Origin of the sequence: Salipaludibacillus daqingensis, from assembly GCF_029891575.1 — a bacterium.
GTDB classification, from domain to species: Bacteria; Bacillota; Bacilli; order Bacillales; family Salisediminibacteriaceae; genus Salipaludibacillus; species Salipaludibacillus daqingensis.
Map to the genome: position 1 here is coordinate 1 of NZ_JARZHF010000016.1, position 22474 is coordinate 22474.

Annotated in this window: 25 protein-coding genes and 1 other RNA gene; 1 reads left to right on the top strand and 25 read right to left on the bottom strand. The window is 39.0% G+C overall.

The window, feature by feature from the left end; all coding sequences use genetic code 11:
* Window positions 1–473: 473 nt before the first annotated feature.
* From QDN89_RS21410 to QDN89_RS21510, 21 genes are all read right to left on the bottom strand, one after another.
* Window positions 474–740 (bottom strand): pro-sigmaK processing inhibitor BofA family protein, encoded by a 267-nt coding sequence (locus tag QDN89_RS21410; RefSeq protein ID WP_280772228.1) that lies wholly within the window; start codon window positions 738–740, stop codon window positions 474–476.
* Between the two features lie 202 nt (window positions 741–942).
* Window positions 943–1158, bottom strand: a complete 216-nt coding sequence (locus QDN89_RS21415; RefSeq protein WP_280772229.1) for a DUF2508 family protein — start codon at window positions 1156–1158, stop codon at window positions 943–945.
* Between the two features lie 80 nt (window positions 1159–1238).
* Complete coding sequence (gene recR / locus QDN89_RS21420) at window positions 1239–1835, bottom strand: recombination mediator RecR (RefSeq protein WP_280772230.1); 597 nt, start codon at window positions 1833–1835, stop codon at window positions 1239–1241.
* A 320-nt stretch (window positions 1836–2155) separates the two neighbouring features.
* Window positions 2156–2467 (bottom strand): YbaB/EbfC family nucleoid-associated protein, encoded by a 312-nt coding sequence (locus tag QDN89_RS21425; RefSeq protein WP_280772231.1) that lies wholly within the window; start codon window positions 2465–2467, stop codon window positions 2156–2158.
* A gap of 33 nt (window positions 2468–2500) precedes the next feature.
* Complete coding sequence (dnaX, locus tag QDN89_RS21430; protein ID WP_280772232.1) at window positions 2501–4237, bottom strand: DNA polymerase III subunit gamma/tau; 1737 nt, start codon at window positions 4235–4237, stop codon at window positions 2501–2503.
* Window positions 4238–4465: 228 nt separating this feature from the next.
* Window positions 4466–6766 carry an EAL domain-containing protein gene (locus QDN89_RS21435; protein ID WP_280772233.1) on the bottom strand — a complete coding sequence of 767 codons (2301 nt, stop codon included), beginning with the start codon at window positions 6764–6766 and terminating at the stop codon, window positions 4466–4468.
* Window positions 6767–7048: 282 nt separating this feature from the next.
* Window positions 7049–7314, bottom strand: an RNA gene (gene ffs, locus QDN89_RS21440) — signal recognition particle sRNA large type.
* A 175-nt stretch (window positions 7315–7489) separates the two neighbouring features.
* Entirely contained in the window at window positions 7490–7645 is a 156-nt protein-coding gene (locus QDN89_RS21445) for a YycC family protein (RefSeq protein ID WP_280772234.1), read from the bottom strand.
* A 59-nt stretch (window positions 7646–7704) separates the two neighbouring features.
* Complete coding sequence (tadA, locus tag QDN89_RS21450) at window positions 7705–8199, bottom strand: tRNA adenosine(34) deaminase TadA (RefSeq protein ID WP_280772235.1); 495 nt, start codon at window positions 8197–8199, stop codon at window positions 7705–7707.
* Between the two features lie 124 nt (window positions 8200–8323).
* Complete coding sequence (locus QDN89_RS21455; protein WP_280772236.1) at window positions 8324–8842, bottom strand: TlpA family protein disulfide reductase; 519 nt, start codon at window positions 8840–8842, stop codon at window positions 8324–8326.
* A gap of 31 nt (window positions 8843–8873) precedes the next feature.
* Window positions 8874–9002 (bottom strand): CcmD family protein, encoded by a 129-nt coding sequence (locus tag QDN89_RS21460; protein WP_280772237.1) that lies wholly within the window; start codon window positions 9000–9002, stop codon window positions 8874–8876.
* A 15-nt stretch (window positions 9003–9017) separates the two neighbouring features.
* Window positions 9018–9749 carry a cytochrome c biogenesis protein gene (locus tag QDN89_RS21465; RefSeq protein ID WP_280772238.1) on the bottom strand — a complete coding sequence of 244 codons (732 nt, stop codon included), beginning with the start codon at window positions 9747–9749 and terminating at the stop codon, window positions 9018–9020.
* Between the two features lie 3 nt (window positions 9750–9752).
* The gene (locus QDN89_RS21470; protein WP_280772239.1) at window positions 9753–10442 is read right to left on the bottom strand and encodes a heme exporter protein CcmB; all 690 of its coding nucleotides are present in this window, start codon (window positions 10440–10442) and stop codon (window positions 9753–9755) included.
* Entirely contained in the window at window positions 10439–11140 is a 702-nt protein-coding gene (gene ccmA / locus QDN89_RS21475) for a heme ABC exporter ATP-binding protein CcmA (RefSeq protein ID WP_280772240.1), read from the bottom strand. The genes QDN89_RS21470 and ccmA overlap by 4 nt, the downstream gene beginning before the upstream one ends.
* A 60-nt stretch (window positions 11141–11200) precedes the next feature.
* Window positions 11201–11596, bottom strand: a complete 396-nt coding sequence (locus QDN89_RS21480; RefSeq protein ID WP_280772241.1) for a hypothetical protein — start codon at window positions 11594–11596, stop codon at window positions 11201–11203.
* 3 nt (window positions 11597–11599) lie between these two features.
* On the bottom strand, window positions 11600–11983 hold the full coding sequence (locus QDN89_RS21485) for a hypothetical protein (protein ID WP_280772242.1): 384 nt from the start codon (window positions 11981–11983) through the stop codon (window positions 11600–11602).
* A 73-nt stretch (window positions 11984–12056) separates the two neighbouring features.
* Window positions 12057–12554 (bottom strand): cytochrome c-type biogenesis protein CcmH, encoded by a 498-nt coding sequence (locus QDN89_RS21490; RefSeq protein WP_280772243.1) that lies wholly within the window; start codon window positions 12552–12554, stop codon window positions 12057–12059.
* Between the two features lie 12 nt (window positions 12555–12566).
* A complete protein-coding gene (locus tag QDN89_RS21495) occupies window positions 12567–13064 on the bottom strand; it encodes a cytochrome c-type biogenesis protein CcmH (RefSeq protein WP_280772244.1) in 498 nt (165 codons plus the stop codon).
* Window positions 13065–13066: 2 nt separating this feature from the next.
* Window positions 13067–15046, bottom strand: coding sequence for a heme lyase CcmF/NrfE family subunit (locus QDN89_RS21500; RefSeq protein WP_280772245.1), 1980 nt, complete (start codon window positions 15044–15046; stop codon window positions 13067–13069).
* A 44-nt stretch (window positions 15047–15090) separates the two neighbouring features.
* Window positions 15091–15546, bottom strand: a complete 456-nt coding sequence (locus tag QDN89_RS21505; RefSeq protein WP_280772246.1) for a cytochrome c maturation protein CcmE — start codon at window positions 15544–15546, stop codon at window positions 15091–15093.
* A gap of 14 nt (window positions 15547–15560) precedes the next feature.
* Window positions 15561–16574: a hypothetical protein gene (locus QDN89_RS21510; RefSeq protein ID WP_280772247.1), complete on the bottom strand. Its 1014-nt coding sequence runs from the start codon at window positions 16572–16574 to the stop codon at window positions 15561–15563.
* A gap of 216 nt (window positions 16575–16790) precedes the next feature.
* Between QDN89_RS21510 and QDN89_RS21515 the strand changes: the two genes are divergently transcribed.
* Window positions 16791–18023 (top strand): YeeE/YedE family protein, encoded by a 1233-nt coding sequence (locus QDN89_RS21515; protein ID WP_280772248.1) that lies wholly within the window; start codon window positions 16791–16793, stop codon window positions 18021–18023.
* A 76-nt stretch (window positions 18024–18099) separates the two neighbouring features.
* On the opposite strand, the gene QDN89_RS21520 is transcribed toward QDN89_RS21515, so the two are convergent.
* The 4 genes from QDN89_RS21520 to opp4B all read right to left on the bottom strand — a co-directional run bounded on the left by QDN89_RS21520 (window position 18100) and on the right by opp4B (window position 22450).
* Window positions 18100–19551, bottom strand: a complete 1452-nt coding sequence (locus QDN89_RS21520; protein ID WP_280772264.1) for an ammonia-forming cytochrome c nitrite reductase subunit c552 — start codon at window positions 19549–19551, stop codon at window positions 18100–18102.
* A 24-nt stretch (window positions 19552–19575) separates the two neighbouring features.
* Entirely contained in the window at window positions 19576–20085 is a 510-nt protein-coding gene (locus QDN89_RS21525) for a cytochrome c3 family protein (protein WP_280772249.1), read from the bottom strand.
* A gap of 480 nt (window positions 20086–20565) precedes the next feature.
* Window positions 20566–21468 (bottom strand): oligopeptide ABC transporter permease, encoded by a 903-nt coding sequence (gene opp4C, locus QDN89_RS21530; RefSeq protein ID WP_280772250.1) that lies wholly within the window; start codon window positions 21466–21468, stop codon window positions 20566–20568.
* 16 nt (window positions 21469–21484) lie between these two features.
* Window positions 21485–22450, bottom strand: a complete 966-nt coding sequence (gene opp4B / locus QDN89_RS21535) for an oligopeptide ABC transporter permease (protein ID WP_280772251.1) — start codon at window positions 22448–22450, stop codon at window positions 21485–21487.
* Window positions 22451–22474 lie beyond the last annotated feature (24 nt).

Below are 22474 nucleotides of genomic sequence, written 5' to 3' on the forward strand. Positions count from 1 at the left end.
CAGCGTTCGTCCTGAGCCAGGATCAAACTCTCCGATAAAGTATGATGACTTTTCATCAAGTTTGATGTCCATGACATCAAAACCAAACTTTCGTCTGGCGTTTGTCGAATGTTTCCATTCAACGATTTGTTTCTATTGACGGGATATTTTAAAATATCCCACTTCGCTTGGCTTCTTGTTTAGTTTTCAAAGGTCAATTTGTTGCTAATGTCGTTTTTGGCGACTTAATAAATATACCACATTTACACCATCTATGTCAACAACATTCTATAATTTCTTTCTCGCTGACGTGAATGACTGAATGTCTTCCTCGTTGGCGACAAGTAATAATATACCACGCTCAGAAAATGAAGTCAATAGATTTAAGGAAGTTTATATTTTCTTCATCACCTAGCGGATAAACAACTACTTGATTCAATAATTGTAACACGTTGTTACTTGTATCTCTTGAGGAGAATAACCTATCTCTTTTGTTAACGAATAATTAATAAGTCAGTGAAAATAAGCGCAACAATACCCGGCACACCCAAAAAACCTGAAACTGCCGCCGTGAAAGCATTAATCGGTAAGCTATAATCAAATAGCGTTCCAAATGTATTCAAGAAAAAAAGTAACAACGCTCCAACAAGAAGTCGAATCGCTCCACTTCCTATCCATTTGATTGATTTCACCGGTGCACCTAATATAAGTAATAAAAAAACCATCGCAGCAAGAAGCGACAAGACAACTACAGGTTCCATGTTTGAACATCCCCTTTTCATAATTTACTGAACTGAACCTAAGACAAACGATGCGCCTGTCCATTCTTTTCATATTCATGAAGTAGGTTCGGTTTAGTGTATGTCCAAACGATAATAAATAGAACCAATAACCGACTTGACCATTTACGCATTGTTTTTAGTCTATCTAGAAAGACTTTACCATCCAATGCTCCATTAGAATTTAGGATGATGTGGTCCTTCTAGCTCTCGCTTCTCTTAATAGAAATAAATATTTCGCTCGTTCTAACCTAGAAACACTTTCTACGTATCCACCATGATGTATCGAGTTTTTTAGATAGGATTCATGCTGATCTGCCTTTTCTTTAATTCGATCTAGCAACGAAATCAATTCTTCATCTGTTTCTCGCCGAAGTTTTCTCTTTCTTTTTCTCATCATCACAAATCACAACCTTCTACTTGTCTTTATAAAGCATGTAAATTCTTTGATTATTCCATTTCTAATCATTCGTTAAATACTTATATTTCTCTTCTTCCTTCAATTGCTTTTGATAAAGTAACTTCATCAGCATATTCCAAATCACCACCGACAGGGAGTCCATGCGCTAACCTTGTTACTTTAATACCTGTTGGTTTAATGAGACGAGAAATATACATGGCTGTTGCTTCTCCTTCTATATTAGGATTCGTTGCGATGATTAATTCTTCGACGGTATCGTCTTGGAGACGTTTTAAAAGATCTGGTATATAAATATCTTCAGGCCCAATTCCATCTACAGGAGAAATCGCACCGTGCAGCACGTGATATAAACCAGTGTATTCCCTCATTTTTTCCATGGCTATAACGTCTCTCGATTCTTGAACTACACAAATCATTGATTGGTCTCGAGATTTATCATCACACATGCGACAAGGGTCTGTATCTGTAATATGGTGACAAATTTTACAATAGGTAAGCTCTCGCTTTGCATTTACTAATGCTTTCGCAAAATCAAGGACATCTTCTTCCTTCATATCTAATACATAAAACGCTAATCTAGCTGCTGTTTTTGGACCGATGCCTGGTAACCTCATAAATCCTTCAATTAACTTCGAAATTGGTTGTGGGTACTGCATAGTTAGTTGCCCTCCTTCTTCGTTCAGATAACATTCGTTTGTTCAATCACATTTACATAGAAAAGACTTGGTATAATAACCAAGCCTTTCCTTGACCATTCAGAAACAAGAATGGTTTACATGAGTTTTATAGAGATGAGCTGTCGATTTTCTCGGAGCAACAATCTTGCTATAAATCCCTTTTTTAAATATATAGTCGTAACCGTTGAAATAATAACAAGAAAGTAATCTGTTGCAACAAACTTCGTTTATCACGAACATTCGCCATTCTAAGCTATTGCTCCACCAAATGATCTCTACCTGTTAATATAACTATTTGATTACATCATTCCTGGTAAGTTCATGCCTTTTGTGAATTTGCCCATTCTTTCATTAACTAGCTCATCTACTTTAGATAAAGCTTCATTCGTTGCCGCTAAAACTAAGTCCTCTAGCATTTCCACATCGTCTGGATCAACCGCTTCTTCATTAATTTGAATATCGAGGATGCGCTTCTCACCACTAGCTATCACTTTAACCATACCGCCACCAGCAGTTGCTTCAATTGTTTCTTCCTTTAATTGCTCTTGAGCTTTTGCCATGTCTTTTTGCATTTTTTGCATCTGCTTCATCATATTACCCATGTTTTTCATTTTTGTATCTCCCTCTCTTTTATCATGATTTAATTATTCTTTTATCTCCAGTAAATCTCGGCCGACTAATTTAACAGCTTCATCGATTAATGGATTTTCTTCTTTCATAGGTTCTCCGTTTTCTTCATTGGATCCTTCACCAGCGTCTTTTTGCTTTTGCTCTTTAACGTAAGCTTCCTTTATCTCTTCCCAATGTGGAGCTAATAGCGTAAGCATCGTTAGATCTCGTTGTGCAACAATAGTAGCTGATTCCTCTACCATTTCACGAAACTTCTCATCCACCATATCTCGGTGCATTTCATTTCGAAACGCCAAAACAAATTTATTATCAGAACAGGCTACTGGTTTGCAGTCATTTAGCCAAGCAGACGCAGGAACGCTTTTTTGTTTCACTTGTTCAATAATTTGTCCCCAGCCTGAATGAAGTGATTGAAGGTGCTGCTTCGATGCATCGTGAAGCATCTCTTTTACTTTGTTCACATGAGCTCTGCTTTTTGCACTATTTGCTGCTTGTCGAGGTTTCGGCTTACTTGACTCTGCGCTTTGGGAACCAGTTTGTTTAACCGCTCCACCTTGAGCCATTTCTTTTAACGTTTTTTCCAACTCTTTGACTTTTCGCTGAAGTATTTTTATTGTTTCGTTCTCATCTAATTGCACATCCGCTCCATTGGAAGATGCTAATGGAGTCGATTTTTGACAAGCTTGGACAATAAACATTTCTAAAAAAACTTGAGGATGACTCGCCCACTTCATTTCATGTTGAAAGTGATTGAGTCGATCTAACATCGCAAATATCCATGCTTGATCTAATTGTTCAACGACTTGCTGGAAAGCCTCATCACCTGTGACTCGATCTTTTGATTCATCGAGCTGTGGGGCTGCTTTTACCATTAAGACATCTCTGAAAAAGAAAATCAAATCTTCTATAAATCTATTTGCATCTTTTCCTTCTTTCATCAGTTTATCAATCGCTTGAAGACCTTCTCCTACTTCACCGGAATGAATCGATTGTACAACTTGATGAATTAGTTGTTGTGATACCGCACCAATAATGGATAAAACATCGTCTGCTGTGACAGAGTCATCTGAATATGAAATCGCTTGATCCAGTAAACTAAGGGCATCTCTCATTCCACCTTCAGAGGCTCTTGCAATAAGCGCAAGTGCGTCTTCATCTACTCGTGTATCCGTTGTGCTTATAATTTCATGCATTCTTTCGATCATCGAATGAGCAGAAATTCGTTTGAAATCGAATCTCTGACAACGAGAAATGATCGTTAACGGGATTTTATGTGGCTCCGTCGTAGCAAGGATAAATATGACATGACGAGGCGGTTCTTCTAACGTTTTTAATAACGCGTTAAAGGCGCCTGTTGATAGCATATGCACTTCATCAATGATGTACACTTTAAAACGGGCTGCACTAGGGGCGAACTTAACCTTGTCTCGAATGTCACGAATTTCATCTACCCCGTTGTTACTCGCTGCATCAATTTCAATCACATCTACGATACTACCGTCCTGAATTCCTTTACACGTATCGCATTGATTACAAGGTTCATCTACCGGTGCTCGTTCGCAATTGATTGCTTTCGATATTATTTTTGCTGCACTCGTTTTCCCTGTCCCTCGAGGCCCTGTGAAAAGGTAGGCGTGAGAGAACTTATCTTGGAGCAACGCATTTTTCAATGTTTTCGTTATGTGCTCCTGACCAACAACATCTGTCAATTGTCTTGGACGCCACACTCGATATAAAGCTTGGTAACTCATAACTCTCAACCTACCCTCTTTCATCAACCTCTGCTAAACCCACTTCCCATCTTTGAAAAATAAGAAGGGATTGTTTCGATCTACTCAGTTCATTCCTATTATACCGATTCATAGGCTGTTTTTCAAAATGAATCTTAAAAGAACAGGCACAAGGCTCACCGCTATTTAGCGACAAGCCTGATTAGGATGCATTTATACCTCTCAAATAATGTTTATGAATATGCCTAGTCACGTTACTTCTCCAAAAACTTTTTCCTTTACCGCCTCTAGTTGCTGTTTCATTTCGATTGGAGGAACTGGTTTACTGAAATAGTAACCTTGCATTTTTGTTTCTAACGTAACTAAAAAATCTAATTGGGCTTTCGTTTCAACCCCTTCTGTTACAACATCAATATTCAATCCTTCACAAAGGGCAACAATTCCTGAAAGTAGAGCAGTATCAAATGATTCGGCAGGTATGTTTTGTATAAATAGCCTATCTATTTTCAATTGATCCACTTGAATTTCCTTCAAAAAATTTAAGGAGGAAAGGCCTTTTCCAAAGTCATCTAATGAAACTTTCATACCTATTTCTTTTAATTGGCTCGTGAATTCTACGACTTTATCTAAAGATCCACTAACATCGCTTTCGGTAATTTCTAATGCGATAAAAGACGGATCCATCTTATTGTATTTTAATTGTTCTATTAAAAAAGAAATAAATTTTTCATCCATCATTTGTGTTTTTGAAACATTGATTGATAATGTTAAGCCTACTAATCCCATTTCGTGCCACTCTTTTAATTGACGAATCCCCTCTTTTAATACCCACTCTCCAATAGCGGGCATCATACCGATTTCTTCTGCTGCTGAAATAAACTCATCTGGAGGAATAAGTCCTTTATTAGGATGCTGCCAACGAATTAATGCCTCTACACTGCAAATCGTTTTTGCAATCTTATCGACTATCGGTTGAAAATACAGCACAAATTCGTCGTTATTTAATGCTTCTGTTAACTCTTTCTCTAGCGTAACAAAGTTATGAAAGTAAGCACTCTTTTTTATGTTTTTATAGTACTGATATTGATTTTTTCCCGATCGCTTCGCTTCATACATAGCGATATCTGCATTTTGGATCACTTTCTCCACACTTCTATCGTCGATGGGGAATTGGCTAATGCCTATACTCGTTGTCACTTCGAAAGAAGAAGTCCCGATGTTAACTGGAACAGAAATGGTCTTTAGTAAATTCTTTGCTATAGTTGATATCGTTTCTTCATCTAGTTTAGGGATACCCAAAACAAATTCATCCCCTCCCCATCTTCCGACAGTACCTTCTTCTCCAAGACACGTTTTTAAACGTTTTCCAAATTCGATCAACAAGGTGTCTCCAGCATAATGACCAAATGAATCATTAATACGCTTAAATAAATCAATGTCTAGAAACATGATCGTCATCGGTAATTGCTTTGAATCTCTCTCTAATTGATCCACGAAACTCTTTCGATTCGGTAAACCAGTCAAGCCATCGATCATTGCCATATCATGTATTTCTTTTTGGGAGTGGTTAAGAACATCTAGCATGTGGTTATACCCGTTTTCTAACACTCCTATTTCATCTTTCTTATTTGTTGAAACCCTTCTACTCAAATCTTGTGTTTCCTTAATATACTTAAATTCTTTCGAGAGGTTAATAACTCGCGATAATATATGTTTATCTAATATCATGAGAATAATTGTTGTCAAAACAATGCTAAATCCTGCATAGATAGAATAAAACCAATATAAACTTTTTTGGCCTGACTGGTATATCGTTCGATTCACCGTAAAACTAAGGTTCCCCGTTTCAGAATGGTTTTCATAAGGAAGTATCATGGAACCTTTGATCGATTCTTCGTCAATAATATCAATACTCTTTTCATTAGTTAACATTGGATCAATTCGTTCATTTAAAACTAATGGTAATTGGACTGCATCTGCCAATTGTTCAACAAACTGGTCCGTTATCGCAATGCCTGTAATCATTGTTCCTCTAGGTGTTTGATTTTCTAAGCTAGGGTAAATAGGATGAGAGGCTAACATGAGAATATCATCCTCTCCATATACAACGCCCGTTTTCCGTTTAGTCAAAAACTCCTCTAAAACGCTTGAATCAATTTTATTAATTATGGACACTAGTTCCTCTTCTTTAATGTCATACCCTCGTTCATAAACCAATTCATTTGATTCATCGAAATACATAACCATTTCAATACTGTTCGAAAGATAGGTATCCTCCACCCAGTTACTTTCGATGTAGCTTTGCTGGTGATGTTGTATAAATGAATAGGTATCATCCCATACTGCATAATCTCGGACAAATTGATATAACGAGTTTTTCTCTCTTTCAAACGCATACTCCACCCGTTTAATGTTATCGGACATCGTTCTTTCTTCCAATTCTATGTATCTCTCTAGTAATAGCGGATTTATAAATAAAAATAAAATAATTAATAGTACAGTGACGCTAATCAAACTGACTGAGAACGTTCTCGTTTTTAATTTCATCATAATCCCCACTTAGTTCAGACTTCCTGCTAGTAAATAAATACCATTTTCGCCAGTCGTTTATTGATAATATACGTTACTATTATCCTATTATATCGGAAGTAAGTACAGATATAAATAAATGAACCACGATAAATAGACAATAGTCCCGACATTAATAATTATTCCATTCATTCGTGATACCTTCATGACGACTCTGCCTTAAAGCTTCAAAATACTTTTTTACATAACAAAAAAGCTATCCATATTTGGATAGCTTTCTAAAGCATAAGTTATAATTAAATGCCGTGCACCTTTCTTCGATCACATTCCCTCAAGCGTTACCTGAGCAGTTTGCTCGATCCAGGCAACTCCGCGGCACACGGAACGACCTGCTTACTGCTGCTTCCTTCCGGACCTGACAGGATTCACAGGATTCCGTTGCGCGGAACCCGGATGTCAACACCACTTACTCAGGGCAGACCATGAAAAAATGTAACCTAGGAAAGGGATTCGGCCTCGCTATAGCGGATTGCGAGTACAGGGCACCGCTACCTCCCCGCTTAGCACGACAAAGTTAATAATATTGTTAGGCGCCTTTTAACGACGCAAATATTAGTATAGTGGTTTTTTAGTATAATTGCAATAGTTAGCATCGAAACGATCACTGACAAGTTTGTCCAAATGAAGTATAAAATACACAACGCACATTTCACACCAATAAAAACCGCTTATTTAGTAATATTTTTAATCTTTATCCTCCATGCTTTCTTCTGACTCTTCTACCTTTTTTAATTTTTCCATTAAAATATGAGGTGGTGTATGCATGACATGTTCAAGTGGCATCTTTAGTTTCTTAGAAATCATCTGTGCTGTTTCCAACGATATTTGATTTGGTCTCACGTTTATCCCTCCAATTCATGTCTTAGTGATATTTTACTATACCCTTCTATCGATCATGACTAATCCTGTTGTTTATGCTTCTTTTTTTCTGCCCGAAGCTTCCGAAAAAAATCGGTTAACAAATTCCCAGTCTCCTCAGCTAATACACCACTTGTCACAGGTGTTTGATGATTAAAACGTGGTTCATCGAGCAGGTTCATCAATGTCCCACAGCATCCAGCTTTCAAGTCAGATGCTCCATAAACGACTCGAGAAATCCTCGATTGAACAATGGCACCAGCGCACATTGGACAAGGTTCTAACGTCACATATAACGTGCATTCCTCTAAACGCCAGCTGCCCAAGTTATGGCATGCTTCATCGATAGTGACTAGTTCTGCGTGAGCTGTTGCTGCTTGATGTATTTCTCGCTGATTGTATCCGCGAGCGATTACCTTTCCACCTTTCACAATAACAGCACCGATCGGAACTTCTCCTATCTCTTCCGCTTTCCTCGCTTCTAATATGGCTTTCTTCATATAATATATATCTTCTTGTTCCTTTATAGAAGCCATTTTCTCACAACCTTTTTAATCTATGCATGAAAATTGTACGATGTTTTGCTTCAGAAGGCAACTAAGTTCACATACAAATGGAACAAAAAGCGGACTACAAAAGTAGTCCGTTCGTTTACCTTCTTTATTGTTTCATCAAGTCACTTACTTTCTTTGCCATGACATCTCTCGTTACAGATCCAACGATATGATCAACGACAATCCCGTTTTCATCGATAATAACGGTTTCTGGTTGACCAATAATACCATAGCGCTGCGAGACGTGAAGGTCAAAATCAAACACATAAGTTTTATCAGTAAAGCCTGTTTTTTCGATGAATCGCTCTACAGCTCGTTTGGATTCTGATTTAACGATCGTAAATACTTGAACATCCCCGTCATATTCTTCCGTAAATTGCATCATTTCTGGTGCTTGTGCTTCACAAGGTTTACACCACGTTGAGAAGAAATTTAATACGACTGGTTTTCCTTCGAAGTCCGATAGCTGATATATTTCTCCCGATTGATCTTCAAGTTGGAAATCATATGAGGGATCACCTATGCCAACTGTATCTCCTTGGACTCGCAGACCAAGGACAAACGTAATTAATATTCCTATCACAAACACCCCTGTAAACCCTTGGATCCATTTTGTCTTATTCATAGAACCTCCCCCCTCTCTCGGATCACCGGGCTTAGTCTTCTTTCATTTCGCGAATAAACTGCAATTCCTTCATCGCATCATTTTGTCTTTTTCCAATCGCCCACACATACCCCGCAATCAACAACCAAATAATAGAATAAGCTGCAAATAAATACGTCATAACGTTCTCTCCTCCTTAGGAAATCATTTTCTCTTGTTCTTTTGCCTTCATCTTCTTCACGTGTAATTTAAGTTTTTCTACGTATAACCCTTTTTGTAAAAGGATGAAATAAATAAGCATAAGTGTAAAAACGGAAAATATGAGTGTAAACAGCATGCTAGGTTCTAAACCGCCGCCTGCACTTTCTCCTTCAGACATAACAACAGGGTGTAAATTAGACTCCCACCAGCGAATCGACATATAAACGATCGGTACATTCGCAAAACCAATGATTCCAAAAACAGCAGCTAATCTAGCCCGTTTCTGCCATTCCATGTCTAAATTTCGAATCATAATATAAGCTATATACATGAATAGCAAAATCAACGTCGTCGTTAACCTTGGCTCCCATGTCCACCAAGTATTCCAAGCGGACCTGGCCCAAATAGGTCCTGTTGTTAAAACAATCGCCGTAAAAATGACACCTATCTCACCACTGACTCCAGCAATTAAGTCATAAGCCCGTTTTTTTGTAAATAAATAAAGCAAGCTAAAGACAAAAACGATAAAAAAGGCAAAAAATGCGTTCCATGCCGAAGCGACATGAAAGTAAAAGATTTTTTGAACTGGTCCCATCATTCTTTCGACAGGCGTCCATATAAATACGAGATACATTGCTACTAGCGTCATTGGAACAGCGATTGCCAGCAATACTTTATGAAGTTTCGTTGGGACCATTCCTGTAAGTTCATCACGATCATTTGTCATCTCTTACACCTCCAGCACATGTTCAAATAATAAAAATCCTACAACAAAGAAAATCACATCATACGCAGCCATTAACTGCATCCAACTTAAGGCCGCAGATACCCCTTCTTGATCGACTAACACAATTCTTGTCGCCTGCACGGCCGCAATGACAATAGGTGTCACGAGCGGAAAAAGTAAAATCGGTAAGAGCATTTCGCTGCTTTTGGAATGTGTTGCCAATGCAGCTAGTAGCGTCCCCACAGCGATAAAACCAAATGTTCCTAAAAAGACAATCATCACAAAATAAATAAGACCAACACCTGTAATGACATGAAAGTCAAATAATAAAAACAAAAGTGGTACGGAGATTAGTTGAACGAGTAGGACAAACACCAAGTTAGCCATACACTTACCTAAATAAATAGCTGAAGGATCCACAGGTGCAACCATCAATCCATGTAAATGATCGTTCTGTTTCTCTTGCATAAACGATCGATTCAAACCAAGAATCCCTGAAAAGATCGTAATCACCCAAATCATGCCTGGAACGAGTGCAGAAACAGCCTGGTTGGACGGATCAAATGCAAAGCTAAACGTGACAATCACTAACCCAGAAAATATAAGCATCGTTGTAATCGTTTGTTTCGTTTTCCATTCCGCATAAAGGTCTTTCCAAGCGATTGCCATCGCCGGAGCAAATAGGTGCTTCATGATGACAACGCCTCCCCATCGTACAACGAATGAATCCAACTAACTGGTCGCCCCTGGATCCATTCATCTTCGGCAATTCTTCCTTTTCTTAGAATAACCGCTCGATCACAGATCGTACTTATTTGTGGGAAGTCATGGGTTACCATAATAATTGTCACACCTTCTGCCTTTAAATCGAGCAGTAGTCGGTTAAATAATGAAACAGCTTGCTGATCCAATCCAGTATGAGGTTCATCTAATAACAACACGTTAGGTTCATGAAGGATCGCTCTCGCAATAGCAAGTCTCTGAATCATTCCTCTTGAAAAGGAACGGATAGGCTCATGTTTGAAAAACGACAAACCAACGTCATCAATTAATTTATGAATACGTTCATCTGGTGACTTAAGTTGATATAGTTTTGCAAAAAAATGAAGGTTTTCAACAGGAGAAAAAGCCTCATAGAGAAAGCTTTGATGCCCTAAGTAGCCCATCCTCTGTTGCTTGGAATAATCATCTTTTTTTCGTGGCACACCGTCTAGTAACACGTCACCACTAGACTGTTTTAGAAGGCCGGCAACGATTTTCAACCATGTACTTTTCCCTGCACCATTTGTTCCTAATATGGCCACAGACTCTCCTTGATTAATGCGAAGATTTACCCCGCGAAGGATCATTTTTTCTCCTATCGTTTTTGTAATTCCTATTGTTTCAATCATCTTGATCCCCCGCTTTCGATATGACCAAATGTTTAATGAACGTATTTCTTATTTTTAAACTTAGGTCAAAAACTCATTTAATTGCTTTTTTACTTTATGCAAATACGCTTTATAAGCTTCTGTTTTCTGCTGATAATCCATTTCGCTCAGCTCGCCTCTGTCATAAGCTTCCTCAAGTTCTAGTAGTTTCTTCAGAGTAATGTTTTTCTTTGACATTAAATCTTGGAACGTTTTTTCCTCCTCGGTTGACGTCCACTGCGATTCCTTGTCTGCATGCTTTCGTTTCACATGGATAAAATAACTGACACCAAAGATAATAATGATTGCTAGCAAAGCTGTCACCAAGTGGGGTTCAAACCTTGTTAAAGGAGAGCTATACCACATGTTCATATGACCTTGCGGATGGAGGGATGGGGTGTAACTTGAAACACCTGCCACAATGAACCAATCAAACATTGTTTACTCCCCCTTTCGCAGCTTCCTCATTTCAGCTAATTCTTTGTCAATTTCATCTTCAATCGACGAATCTCTCCTATCATCGTCATTTTCTCGTTCGTCTGTTTTGCTTTCAGTTTCAGAAGAATAAGCATCCTCTTTTAATTTTTTCGCGGCAATCCGCTCGTATTGGTTTTTCAATGATTGATAATCTTTCTCTGGTAACTTGCCCATGTTATATTCCATTTCAAGCTCATTAATCGTTGCATATGCTTGCTCAAGCGTCAGATCGTCCAAATCGTCTTTTAGCTCATCGGTTCGCCATTGTTGTTTCTTACCAGAAAGAAACGGCTGAATAACAAGGTAGAGACATAGACCGACAATCAGTGTGCTTACGATATATCCCACTGTTATCACACCCTACTTAGAAAACTTCGCTCTCACCATAAGAATAAGGTAAAAGTCTTTGACATGCTTTTTACTAAAAATGCTTTCTTTTTTCTTCTTCAATAATTGCTCGAATCACTTCATCTTCCGGATCATCCTGTGACTCTTCAGTCCTAGCATTTGTTCCGTTTTCCTCTTTTGTTCCTTCATCGATTACGTGTCGTTTCACTCTCATGAAAAATACAGTAGAACCAACACCTAAAACGAGGAAAGGAATCGTCCAGGCAAAGATACTAAATCCAGTTGTTTTTGGTGCCCGAAGACCTTGTTCACCATACATCGCTTCATATTCCGCCAAGACCTCTTCATCGGTGTATCCTTCATTTAACATTTCAGCAATTTCCTCATAGTAGCGATTTTTCGTAGAACAAGTAGCTAACTCATGTTCGCTATGCCCTTCCATTGATAACTTACTGGCGATTTCTTTTACTTCTGACGAGTTCGTATCATGCATTTCTTCCCCATGAAAAGTTGGCATAACAAGGAACATCAAGGCAAAAAGAACAGGCAACATTTTCAGCTTTTTCACCATCATTATCACACCTTAAAAATGCTTTTTTCGTTCTTCATCAATGAGGGAATGTAGAATATCACTTTCTGTCTCATCCTCTAGTCCGTTGGGTAGTTCCGGTTTCATTAATTGTTTCGACTTTCGAACCCATTTGCGAATCAAATAAATGATTCCACCGCCCGCACCTCCTAATAAAATAAACGGTGTCACCCATGCCGTTAAACTAAAACCGCTTTTTTCCGGTGCCGTCAATATAACTTCTCCATACATTGCGACGTAATGCTCTTTAATTTCACTTTTGTCGTAGCCATCATCATTCATCATTTCAAGTATTTCTGTCTTGAACTGCTCGTTTAAGCCACAACCTTCCATGTTGCATTCAAAATGATCTTGTCCGCAGCCGCACAAACACATAAACTGGGACGTATTTTCTCGAAATTCTGGTGAATTTCGGTCGTAATCTCCTTGTGCCATAGTAGGAACAGCGACGATAAACATGAGGGCCACAATCATAAGCATTCGACCAATCATTGCTAATGCACCTTCCTTTCAGGTCCTGCATATCTAGGTGATACTTGACCGTACCGCCCTCCCCATATAGCGAATATCGCTCCAATAATGAGAACATAGCTACCTACCCAAATCCACTTGACCAACGGGTTAATTTTCACTTGAAAGGTTGCTCGTTGATCTTCTTCCCAAGCACTTAACACAACGTATAAATCTTCTCGAAGGGTGCTTCGAACAGCAACTTCTGTTGATGGTTCTTCCCAGTTCAAGTAAAACATTCGCTCTGGTTGAATATATCCTAAGTTTTTACCGTCTTTTTCTACTAGTATGTTTGCATAAACAACATCATTTACGCCATCGCTTCGTTGATCTAGCGCTTCATACGTTAATGTATAGCGATCAATATCCATCGACTCTCCGATGCGGAGTGTTTCCATCCGTTCAATATCAAAGTTAGATCCAACAATCCCAAAAGCAATCAGTGCAATACCTAAGTGAACAATGTAACCACCGTATCTTCTGCGGCTTCGAATCATTAGTCTGACGAGAGCTACGGGATAAGCTTCTTTCGTTACTTTTCTTCTCGCTTTCGTCCCACGAATAAATTCGACGAGGTGAGTTAATACCATAAACGATATGATCGAAAACGATATGACTGGATAAGCATCTCTTATACCCATAGCAACAACGATACCTGCAATCACCAAACTGATAATGGCTGGTATGAGAAAGTTGTCACGGATATTTTTCAAACTGGACCGTTGCCACGCAATAAGCGGGCAAATCGCCATGATGAATAATAGTGCTAATAAAATCGGTGACATGACCGTGTTAAAAAATGGCACACCTACGGTAACTTTGTTTCCGGTAACGGCTTCGCTCACTAGCGGAAACACCGTTCCCCAAAACACAGCAAAAGTTGCTCCTAATATAATCAAATTATTAACTAGAAATGAACTTTCTTTTGAGACAAACGATTCAAATTGTCCCGTATCTTGTTTAATTAAATGATAACGACTCATCAACACATACATGGATAAAAGCACCATGAACGCCATAAATACAAGGAAATATGCCCCTAAATTCGTTTCGCCAAAGGCATGTACCGAGGTAAGTACACCACTACGGACAAGAAATGTTCCAAACAGGGTTAAAGAGTAAGAAAGGATGATCAAACTCAAGTTCCATATTTTCAACATGTTTTTCCGTTCCTGAATCATTACCGAGTGAAGATAAGCTGTGACAGTGAGCCAAGGCATAAATGAGGCATTTTCCACCGGATCCCATGCCCAGTAACCTCCCCACCCCAGTTCCATGTAAGCCCAATATCCACCAATCACATTTCCAAGTGTTAGAAATGCCCAAGCAATAATTGTCCATCTTCGCGTCATTTGAATCCAAAACGCGTCCATGTTTTTCACAATCAAAGATGCGATAGCAAAGGCAAAAGGCACTGCTAGACCGACATAACCTAAATAAAGCGTCACTGGATGGAAGATCATCCCCGGATCTTGTAACATCGGATTTAATCCTCTTCCTTCTGGAGGAACACCGTCCATTAACGTAAATGGTTGGGTGACAAAACTTAAAATAAGATAAAAGAAAATCACATTTAACATAAGAATGCTAACAATGTATGGTGTCATTGGGTTCCGTTTCATTTTTTTAGAAAAGGCAACCATTGCGCTATACATGGCGAGGAAAAAGGTCCATAACAAGAGCGAACCTGCGTTTCCTGCCCAAAGTGCAGCCAATTTATAGATAATTGGTAAATCTGTACTACTGTATTGATAAACGTACTGGAACTGAAGCTGACTTGTTCCTAGCAAATAGAACATGAGTGTCATAGAAATACTCGCTAAGATAAAAATCCCCATCGTTGCTCCTTTACCGCTGTCGATCAATCGCTGATCCTGTTTTTTGATACCAAGAACAAACGCAACGAACGCATAAATAGATAGAAAGAATGCCAAATAAATGGAGACGTTTCCGATAATGTGCATAGTACTCACCTACTTTGCTGAATGATTAATATTGATTGATGAATTTAATCGTCTTCTGGGTTTAACTCGCGATCCATTTCCCGGTGAATTTCAGGATCATAACTATCTGGATCTTCCCCTTCATAAACGGATGGACAGCGCGTCTGCACTTTATCCGCTTCAAACACTCCGTCATCACCAAGGTATCCATGAACGATCACAATCACATCATCAGAAAAGTTATCAGGTCTCACTCCTTGGTAAAAAATAGGAAGGATGTTTCCTTGTTCATCTTTCAGATCAAAATTTAGTTTTATTTCATCGGCATTCCAATCGACAGATCCTTCAACGAGAAATCCTTCTGTTGTAATATAACGTTCCATATATTCTTGTGAATTCTGATTGATTTGCTCGATCGATATTTCTGATCCACTTGAAGCAGGCGTCGCTGTAATAAGTAATACGATAATACTGAGAAAAATCATCGCTCCACCGAAAAGTACTTTCGTGTTTTTGTTCATTTTTTTCCCTCCAATTATGAAGAACGTTTCGATCGTTCTTTTTTATAAGTCTCTTCATCAATCTCGCCACGGATTAACTTTTGCCGTAATTCTTTCGTATCAACTGCTGGGTCGACATGAACAGCTTTCGATCGGCTTTTCTCTTTTACATTTACTTGAGATCCTCGACTCTTGAGCCCGAAGAAAACAAACATTCCTGCAATGATAATCGACAAGCTAATCATTAGAGCACTTTCTGTATCAATTATTGGTGTACCGCCATTTCCTCCTGCTGCAGCTTCAGGTGCCGAATCATCACGGAATTGCGCGTGAATATCATCATCTGGTGGCGTTTGTGTCTCCATTGCTTCAAGTGTCGTTACGCTGTCTTCTTTTTCATAAGAAATGTCTAGATCAAACGTTGTCCCAACTTCTGCGTCATCTCTGTCATACGCATGAGCTGGAACACCAAACATTTCTGTTTCACGATCCGCTTCTTCACTCATTGAGAAATATTCAGCCCCGAACGGTTCAAATATTAATAAACTCATCGTTTCTGCAGGCAACTCTAATTCGTAATGATAAATAAATTGGTGAATGTCGGCCTCTTCATATGGATCGTAATAATACTCAATAACAAATCGATACTCATCACCTTGTTCAAGTTCCTCTTCAGGTTCCCATATGAGATGACCAGTTTCTTCATCTAATTCCGCATCTACTTCATGAACAATACCTTCTTCATCAAAGTTTCCAACTAATGATAATGTAAAGGCGGGTTCCTGATGCGGTACAGAAACACGAAACTCTCCTTCGAATTTTGCTTCACCGTTATACGTTAAAATTCCATGCTGTCCTACTAATACTGCTGGTTTGCCGTCTTCCCATCCATCAGGTTCTACATATTGAGGCATCACCTGTACAACTAATTCTTTGTAAGTTAGCTCTGAATCTTCTAGTTGTTCAGCTAAATAGCCTTGCGGATAAATAAATAAGCTAGAAATTATTATTATTACTAAAAATCGTTTAAGTGAGTTTTTACATTTCATAGGGACCTTCCTTCCTGTTCCATTTCTTCTATACCTTGACTTTATACTGGTTCTCTTTTCTACACTGTGATGCAGATCACAAAATATTAAGGCAGAATTGTGAAGGTTCTTCACATTTACTACAGCCACAAAAAAACATAATTGAGAGGGTAGTTTTTCTAGCAAGAAGGGAATAGCTAACAGTCATTAAAAGTTTGAAACCAAAGGAGTGTTTTCATGAAAACACCGGATCAATCTCAACAGTCGTCATATAAAACTCCGATTTATAAAAACCCACAAAATGTCTTAACGTTAATAGGCGTAATACTAGCGCTACTTATTGGCTTCCTATCCTACCAATATTCAGGAATGCAATTCGTTGTATTATTTATTACTGGTATATTAATTGGTTTTACGTTATTTCATGCTAGATTTGGATTTTCTTCTGTCTACCGGCAAATCGTTGAAGATGGAAATACAGAAATGCTTCGGGGCCATATGCTCATGCTTGGAGCAGCAGCAACATTATTTGCACCAATTTTTTTCTTTGAGCTAGGGTTTTTTGGATCTTTTCCTACACCGGCCATGTCGCCGATTACTATTGGACTTATTGTTGGATCGTTTCTTTTTGGATTTGGTATGGAATTAGGTAGTGGCCTAGCTCCAGCATCTTTATATAAAGCCGAAGGTGGAAGGACAGCAATGATCTTTACGCTGTTAGGATTTACTGGAGGTGCTACATTAGGAGCAGCACACTTTGGATTTTGGAATGAAACCCTTCCTTCAGCTTCGCCTTTCTCTCTAGCTACCGGTACTCCTTTTGGTTACCCTGGAGCTTGGGTGATGCAAATCTCTGTCTTTGCTTTAATCGCTATTGGCAGCTATTTGTACAAAAAAAAGAAAAGACCACCTGCACTACCATCTACGCCTTTAGGTACAAATTGGAAGCAAATCCTTTTTGGTTTCTGGCCTCTATGGGTAGGTGCCTTAACCCTTGCAGCTTTAAATGCCCTCACACTCCTTATTCGTGGAGAACCATGGGTGCTCACCGCCGCATTTAGTCTATGGGGCTCAAAAATCGCCATGTTCTTGGGCCTTGATGTTAGTACGTGGGGGTACTTTGGAGCACAAGAAGACCTTCAGTCGCTTCACTCATCGGTATTTGAGAGTTCTACTAGCGTTCTAAACTTAGGAGTCATCATCGGTACATTTATTACCCTTACTCTAGGTGGTTTGATCCGCTTTGCTAAAATTTCTTTTCGCATCGGTTTGATTGCACTTATAGGTGGCACATTGATGGGTTACGGGGCTACGCTTTCATTTGGTGCAAACGTTGGTGCTTATTTTAGTGGCATTGCTTCATTCAGTCTTCACGCATGGATATGGGCAATCTTTGCCATTACTGGTGTTTATGTTGCTTATTACCTCGAGAAAAGATTTGATTTTAGACGTGTTCAATCAAAAAATTAATATCTATGTTCTTTATAAGGAAATAAGATAAAAGAAGAACAGCTTTGTGTGATAAAAGCTGTTCTTCTGTTTTTCTCTACTCTTCCAATTCTAGTACGTTAGGAAAATAATCATTCGTTGCATGTGTATGTTTCAAATAAGGGTCCTCTTCTTTATAAACGGTTTCAATGATATTTTCCATTTCTTCTTCCAACTCGTCAAAGTCGATTTCCAATTTTGTTAACTCTTCAATAGCAATTCGAATAGCTTGATTGGAAGCATCTGAAGATGTACGCATCGAATCCATCCCCCCTTGTGGGTTATGGAAACCATCGGAGTTTTCAGCAGCAATAATATCCCAGAACCATTGTCCTTTTCGGATATACCACTGTGCTTCTTCAATTCGGTCTTCAGGTGCGCCCGCAGTAATCATCCGGTTCACATAATAGTGCGCACGGACAGAATGTTCTTGTGTTTCGTGCATCGCATCCAGGTGGCTTTCTTGAATGTTTTCTACTCGGTCAACTAACTCTGATTCTGATTTATCCGAGTGACACGTGCGGCACGTTTGCTCCACGTTGTCCATCGGTGATCCCCAGTGGTGAGAAGTAATTTTTTTCGCTCCATCCACTCTTTCGTAAGGCATATGACAATCGGAACAAGATACGCCCGCTTCCCCGTGTGGGCCATAGCTCCATTGTTCAAACTCAGGATGTTGAGCTTTCAGCATAGGTGCCCCTGAAATGCTGTGAATCCAGTCATAATCAAATCCTTGCTCTATTGCTTGGTTTTCTTTGTACTCAAACATATCTTCTGGTTTTAAGCCATTATCCCATGGGAAAGTAACCTTTTTATTTTCTGGTTCGAAGTAATATTCTACGTGACACTGTGCACATACGTAAGAACGCATATCATTTTTACTAGCTTCTGTCACATCAATTCCTCGACGCTCCATTGCATTCGTAAACGATGGTCGAGTAATCCGCAATTCCATCGTCACAGGATCATGACAATCGGAACAACCAATAGCCAAATGGCCGCTTGCACCTAACTCATCTACTTCATGCCCTTCGCCGTAAGCCATCGTCCTTGGAACAATCTCATCTTCAAAACTAGCACCCCAATAATCATCGCCCATTTCATCGATTAACGCAGGTACAGCAGTACTTTTACAAGTCATACAAGAACCGATGGAATCTTCATTCGTTCGAACGATATTAATCACATCTTCAATCGCATACGTGTGTCCTCGTGTTAAATTGTATTCCAAACTAAAACCATAATTAAGAAATAATATTGGCAAATTTGGCTCAATTTCCTCCACAAACTTCGACGTGTTTTCGTCTTCCGGACTCATGTTTTTCAAGTAACTTTCGTACTGCAAAGGAAACTCTTCTTTAAAAGCAGTGTTTAATATTTCATCCGGAGACAAGCCTGTTGTTTTATCTTCTTCTTCCGATGCATCTGAGCTAGCACAAGCTGAGATAATTGCCAGACTCAATAACATAGAAATAAATACTCCGAACTTTTTCTTTCTTGAAAAGCCCATCTTCTTCACCCTCTCTTCCCCCCATTAACTTTTTGCATCATATTCTCCGGGTTCGAACCATTCCGCTGGTTTATAACCAGCACTTCCATGAGGAACTTGTCTGTGACAATCGATACAACCACCGTCTTTGATATCATGATAGTCAACATTTGTCATACTCGTCTCGTGACAACTAATACAATTTGCTTCGATGACTTCTTGAGAAGCTTCTGTCGCGTGAATCACATCAGGTACATTTTTCGAACCTAATGTATTCATATAAATGTCATGACTACCAGCTTTTGCTTTAAAAATAATTTTTGATGTCAAGCTATCTTGTGGCGCATGACAATCGTTACAGGCCAATGTTGCATGACTGGATTCTGTATACGATTGATAGACGTCATCCATGATATGACATGTAGAACAAAACTCGGCTGAATCTGTTGCCTTCATTGCCCCTGAACTTCCTGCAAGCAGGGCAATGCCTATAAAGACTCCTGTTAATACAAACAATAACGCTCGTTTATCAAGTTTCTCTCTCAGCTTTGCCAAACCCCCTCACCCCTTTCCATATAATAGAGTCTCCCTCACTCTCATTGTATGGAAGCCGTTTGCCTACCAACGTGATGTGTATCACAATAAATATGAAGAAACTATGAACTTATTTGTTTCGTAAATATGCACAATTGTAAAAAATTGTACATATTTCATTGCAAGATTAATTTATCCCTATTTCGCTAGTTTAATTGTCAATTAATCTATCAATGGCAAAAATGTGAAACTTTATTTTAAATAACGATTTAATTCACGTATTTTATATGTAAAAACTTATGCCCATATTCTAACTTCGGGTCTACCCTGGAAATAATTAGTAACGTTAGACGTTTCTACTCGCTTTCTTACAGATCTCCCTTGGCTCGTTCTTCCGCGATATATATAATTCCTATGACAATCAAAATAGTTCAGGCTTCTTATTTATTCAAAAATGTCATAAAAAAAGAGATGGAGATAAGATCTCCACCTCAAACATAACTATTTTAATGATTTAGGGTTAAAGGCATCTTTAATACCTTCCCCAATGAAGTTAATCGAAAGAATTGTAAATGTAATCGCTAATGCAGGTGGTATCCAGATCCACCACTGCGTTCGAATAACATTGGGATTCCTTGCTTCACTCATCATATTACCCCAACTTGGTGTTCCACTAGGAACTCCAAAACCTATAAAGCTTAACGCCGTTTCTATAACAATCATTACCGCAAGTAACAATGTTGCTTGTACGATAATCGTCGTCATAACGTTGGGCAATAAATGCTTTCTGATGACTTTGAATGGTGTTCCACCAATCGAAACAGCCGCCATGACATATTCATTCTCTTTTTCTGCAAGGGTTTTACTACGCACAACACGAGCAGCGCCTGTCCATGAGAGTATACTGATAACGACTATCAATGCCCCGATTCCAGCTTCTCTAAAAATAGACGCTAACACAATGATAAATACAAGAAATGGAAAGTTCATCACAAAGTCCGTAAAACGCATGAGAACCGCGTCTACCCAACCACCATAAAAACCAGAGATAGATCCAATAACGATGGCAATTCCTACAACAGCAAACATACATATAAACCCTATTGTTAAAGATGTTCTTGCTCCATATAGAAGCAATGTTAAAATATCTCTTCCTGCATTGTCAGTTCCAAGCAGGTACCCGTCCCCAGGTGGATTATTACGATTCATAATATCCACAAAGTTCGGATCGTACGGTGCAATAAACGGTGCAAGATACGCAAGAACCGTAACAAGGATAAGAAAGGAAAGGCTAATAATAGCCAGTTTATTTTTAAGTAATTTCCTCCTTGCTATCGACCAGGGGGACTGTTTTTTTGCTTTTTTTTCAAGTTTTTCTATTGTTTTATCATCTAATGATGCCATAAGCTTCAGTTCCCCCCTATTCTACCCTGATCCTTGGATCAATGACGCCGTAAAGTAAATCGGCTAATAAATTACCGACTAGAGTTGCGATAGACAGCATTAAAGTTATTGCTATGACAACCGCAGAGTCTCGTCGTTCAATCGATGAGATTAGCAATTCTCCAATTCCCCGGTAAGAGAAAACCGTTTCCACGATAACCGCCCCACCGATAATACTCGCGATATCGAAACCAAAAAGCGTTACGATTGGAATGATCGAATTACGAAGAATGTGCTTATTGTAGATCTCGTTTTCTGGCGTTCCTTTTGCTCTCGCTGTGCGCACATAATCCTTCTGCGAACTCTCAATAATATCGTTACGCAAGAATTGCGTATAGCTTGCAGTTGTTAACGCCCCGAGCACGAGCGCAGGTAGGAATGTATGATGAAGTTTACTAATCCAAAAATCCAACGTACCTGGCGTCACCCCCGACCCTACACTTCCTGAGGACGGAAATAGACCAAATTGGAATGAAAAGATAAAAATAGCAAACAATGCAGCAACAAAACTTGGAATTGCCAGCATTAAATAGTTTATCCCTTGAATACTATAATCTCCAATAGTATAAGGATGTCTTCCGGCATATCGTCCCATAATGAATGCAAGAACATACGTAATAATTAGTGACATGACTGACAACAGTATCGTATTGGGCAGTCGTTCACCTATTAAGTCTGTTACACCCATTTTGTGCACAGTTGATCGCCCGAAATCCCATTGAACAACGCCGGCCATCCATCGGCCGTATTGGACATGCACTGGATCATTTAATCCGAGCTGCTCCCGCATTTCTTCAATGTATTCAGGGTTTGCATTTTGAGGATCAATTTGTCCGGAAAGAGCATCCCCTGGCATAGCTAATGCCAGGGCGAATACTACTACGGAGATCATGATCAGTATAGGAAACATGATGAGGATTCTTCTCAGTGAGTACAGTAACATGATCATTTCTCCTTGCTAGGTAGA

Bases quoted from the DNA above. Each gene is read 5' to 3' on its own strand.
- QDN89_RS21515 (WP_280772248.1), top strand. From the start codon at position 16,791: ATGAAAACACCGGATCAATCTCAACAGTCGTCATATAAAACTCCGATT.
- ccmA (WP_280772240.1), bottom strand. From the start codon at position 11,140: ATGATTGAAACAATAGGAATTACAAAAACGATAGGAGAAAAAATGATC.
- recR (WP_280772230.1), bottom strand. From the start codon at position 1,835: ATGCAGTACCCACAACCAATTTCGAAGTTAATTGAAGGATTTATGAGG.
- QDN89_RS21460 (WP_280772237.1), bottom strand. From the start codon at position 9,002: ATGACGTATTTATTTGCAGCTTATTCTATTATTTGGTTGTTGATTGCG.
- QDN89_RS21510 (WP_280772247.1), bottom strand. From the start codon at position 16,574: ATGAAATGTAAAAACTCACTTAAACGATTTTTAGTAATAATAATAATT.
- QDN89_RS21455 (WP_280772236.1), bottom strand. From the start codon at position 8,842: ATGAATAAGACAAAATGGATCCAAGGGTTTACAGGGGTGTTTGTGATA.
- QDN89_RS21500 (WP_280772245.1), bottom strand. From the start codon at position 15,046: ATGCACATTATCGGAAACGTCTCCATTTATTTGGCATTCTTTCTATCT.
- QDN89_RS21490 (WP_280772243.1), bottom strand. From the start codon at position 12,554: ATGGTGAAAAAGCTGAAAATGTTGCCTGTTCTTTTTGCCTTGATGTTC.
- QDN89_RS21435 (WP_280772233.1), bottom strand. From the start codon at position 6,766: ATGATGAAATTAAAAACGAGAACGTTCTCAGTCAGTTTGATTAGCGTC.
- QDN89_RS21480 (WP_280772241.1), bottom strand. From the start codon at position 11,596: ATGTTTGATTGGTTCATTGTGGCAGGTGTTTCAAGTTACACCCCATCC.
- opp4C (WP_280772250.1), bottom strand. From the start codon at position 21,468: ATGGCATCATTAGATGATAAAACAATAGAAAAACTTGAAAAAAAAGCA.
- dnaX (WP_280772232.1), bottom strand. From the start codon at position 4,237: ATGAGTTACCAAGCTTTATATCGAGTGTGGCGTCCAAGACAATTGACA.
- QDN89_RS21410 (WP_280772228.1), bottom strand. From the start codon at position 740: ATGGAACCTGTAGTTGTCTTGTCGCTTCTTGCTGCGATGGTTTTTTTA.
- tadA (WP_280772235.1), bottom strand. From the start codon at position 8,199: ATGGCTTCTATAAAGGAACAAGAAGATATATATTATATGAAGAAAGCC.
- QDN89_RS21465 (WP_280772238.1), bottom strand. From the start codon at position 9,749: ATGACAAATGATCGTGATGAACTTACAGGAATGGTCCCAACGAAACTT.
- QDN89_RS21505 (WP_280772246.1), bottom strand. From the start codon at position 15,546: ATGAACAAAAACACGAAAGTACTTTTCGGTGGAGCGATGATTTTTCTC.
- QDN89_RS21415 (WP_280772229.1), bottom strand. From the start codon at position 1,158: ATGATGAGAAAAAGAAAGAGAAAACTTCGGCGAGAAACAGATGAAGAA.
- QDN89_RS21495 (WP_280772244.1), bottom strand. From the start codon at position 13,064: ATGATTGGTCGAATGCTTATGATTGTGGCCCTCATGTTTATCGTCGCT.
- QDN89_RS21425 (WP_280772231.1), bottom strand. From the start codon at position 2,467: ATGAAAAACATGGGTAATATGATGAAGCAGATGCAAAAAATGCAAAAA.
- opp4B (WP_280772251.1), bottom strand. From the start codon at position 22,450: ATGTTACTGTACTCACTGAGAAGAATCCTCATCATGTTTCCTATACTG.
- QDN89_RS21520 (WP_280772264.1), bottom strand. From the start codon at position 19,551: ATGGGCTTTTCAAGAAAGAAAAAGTTCGGAGTATTTATTTCTATGTTA.
- QDN89_RS21470 (WP_280772239.1), bottom strand. From the start codon at position 10,442: ATGAAGCACCTATTTGCTCCGGCGATGGCAATCGCTTGGAAAGACCTT.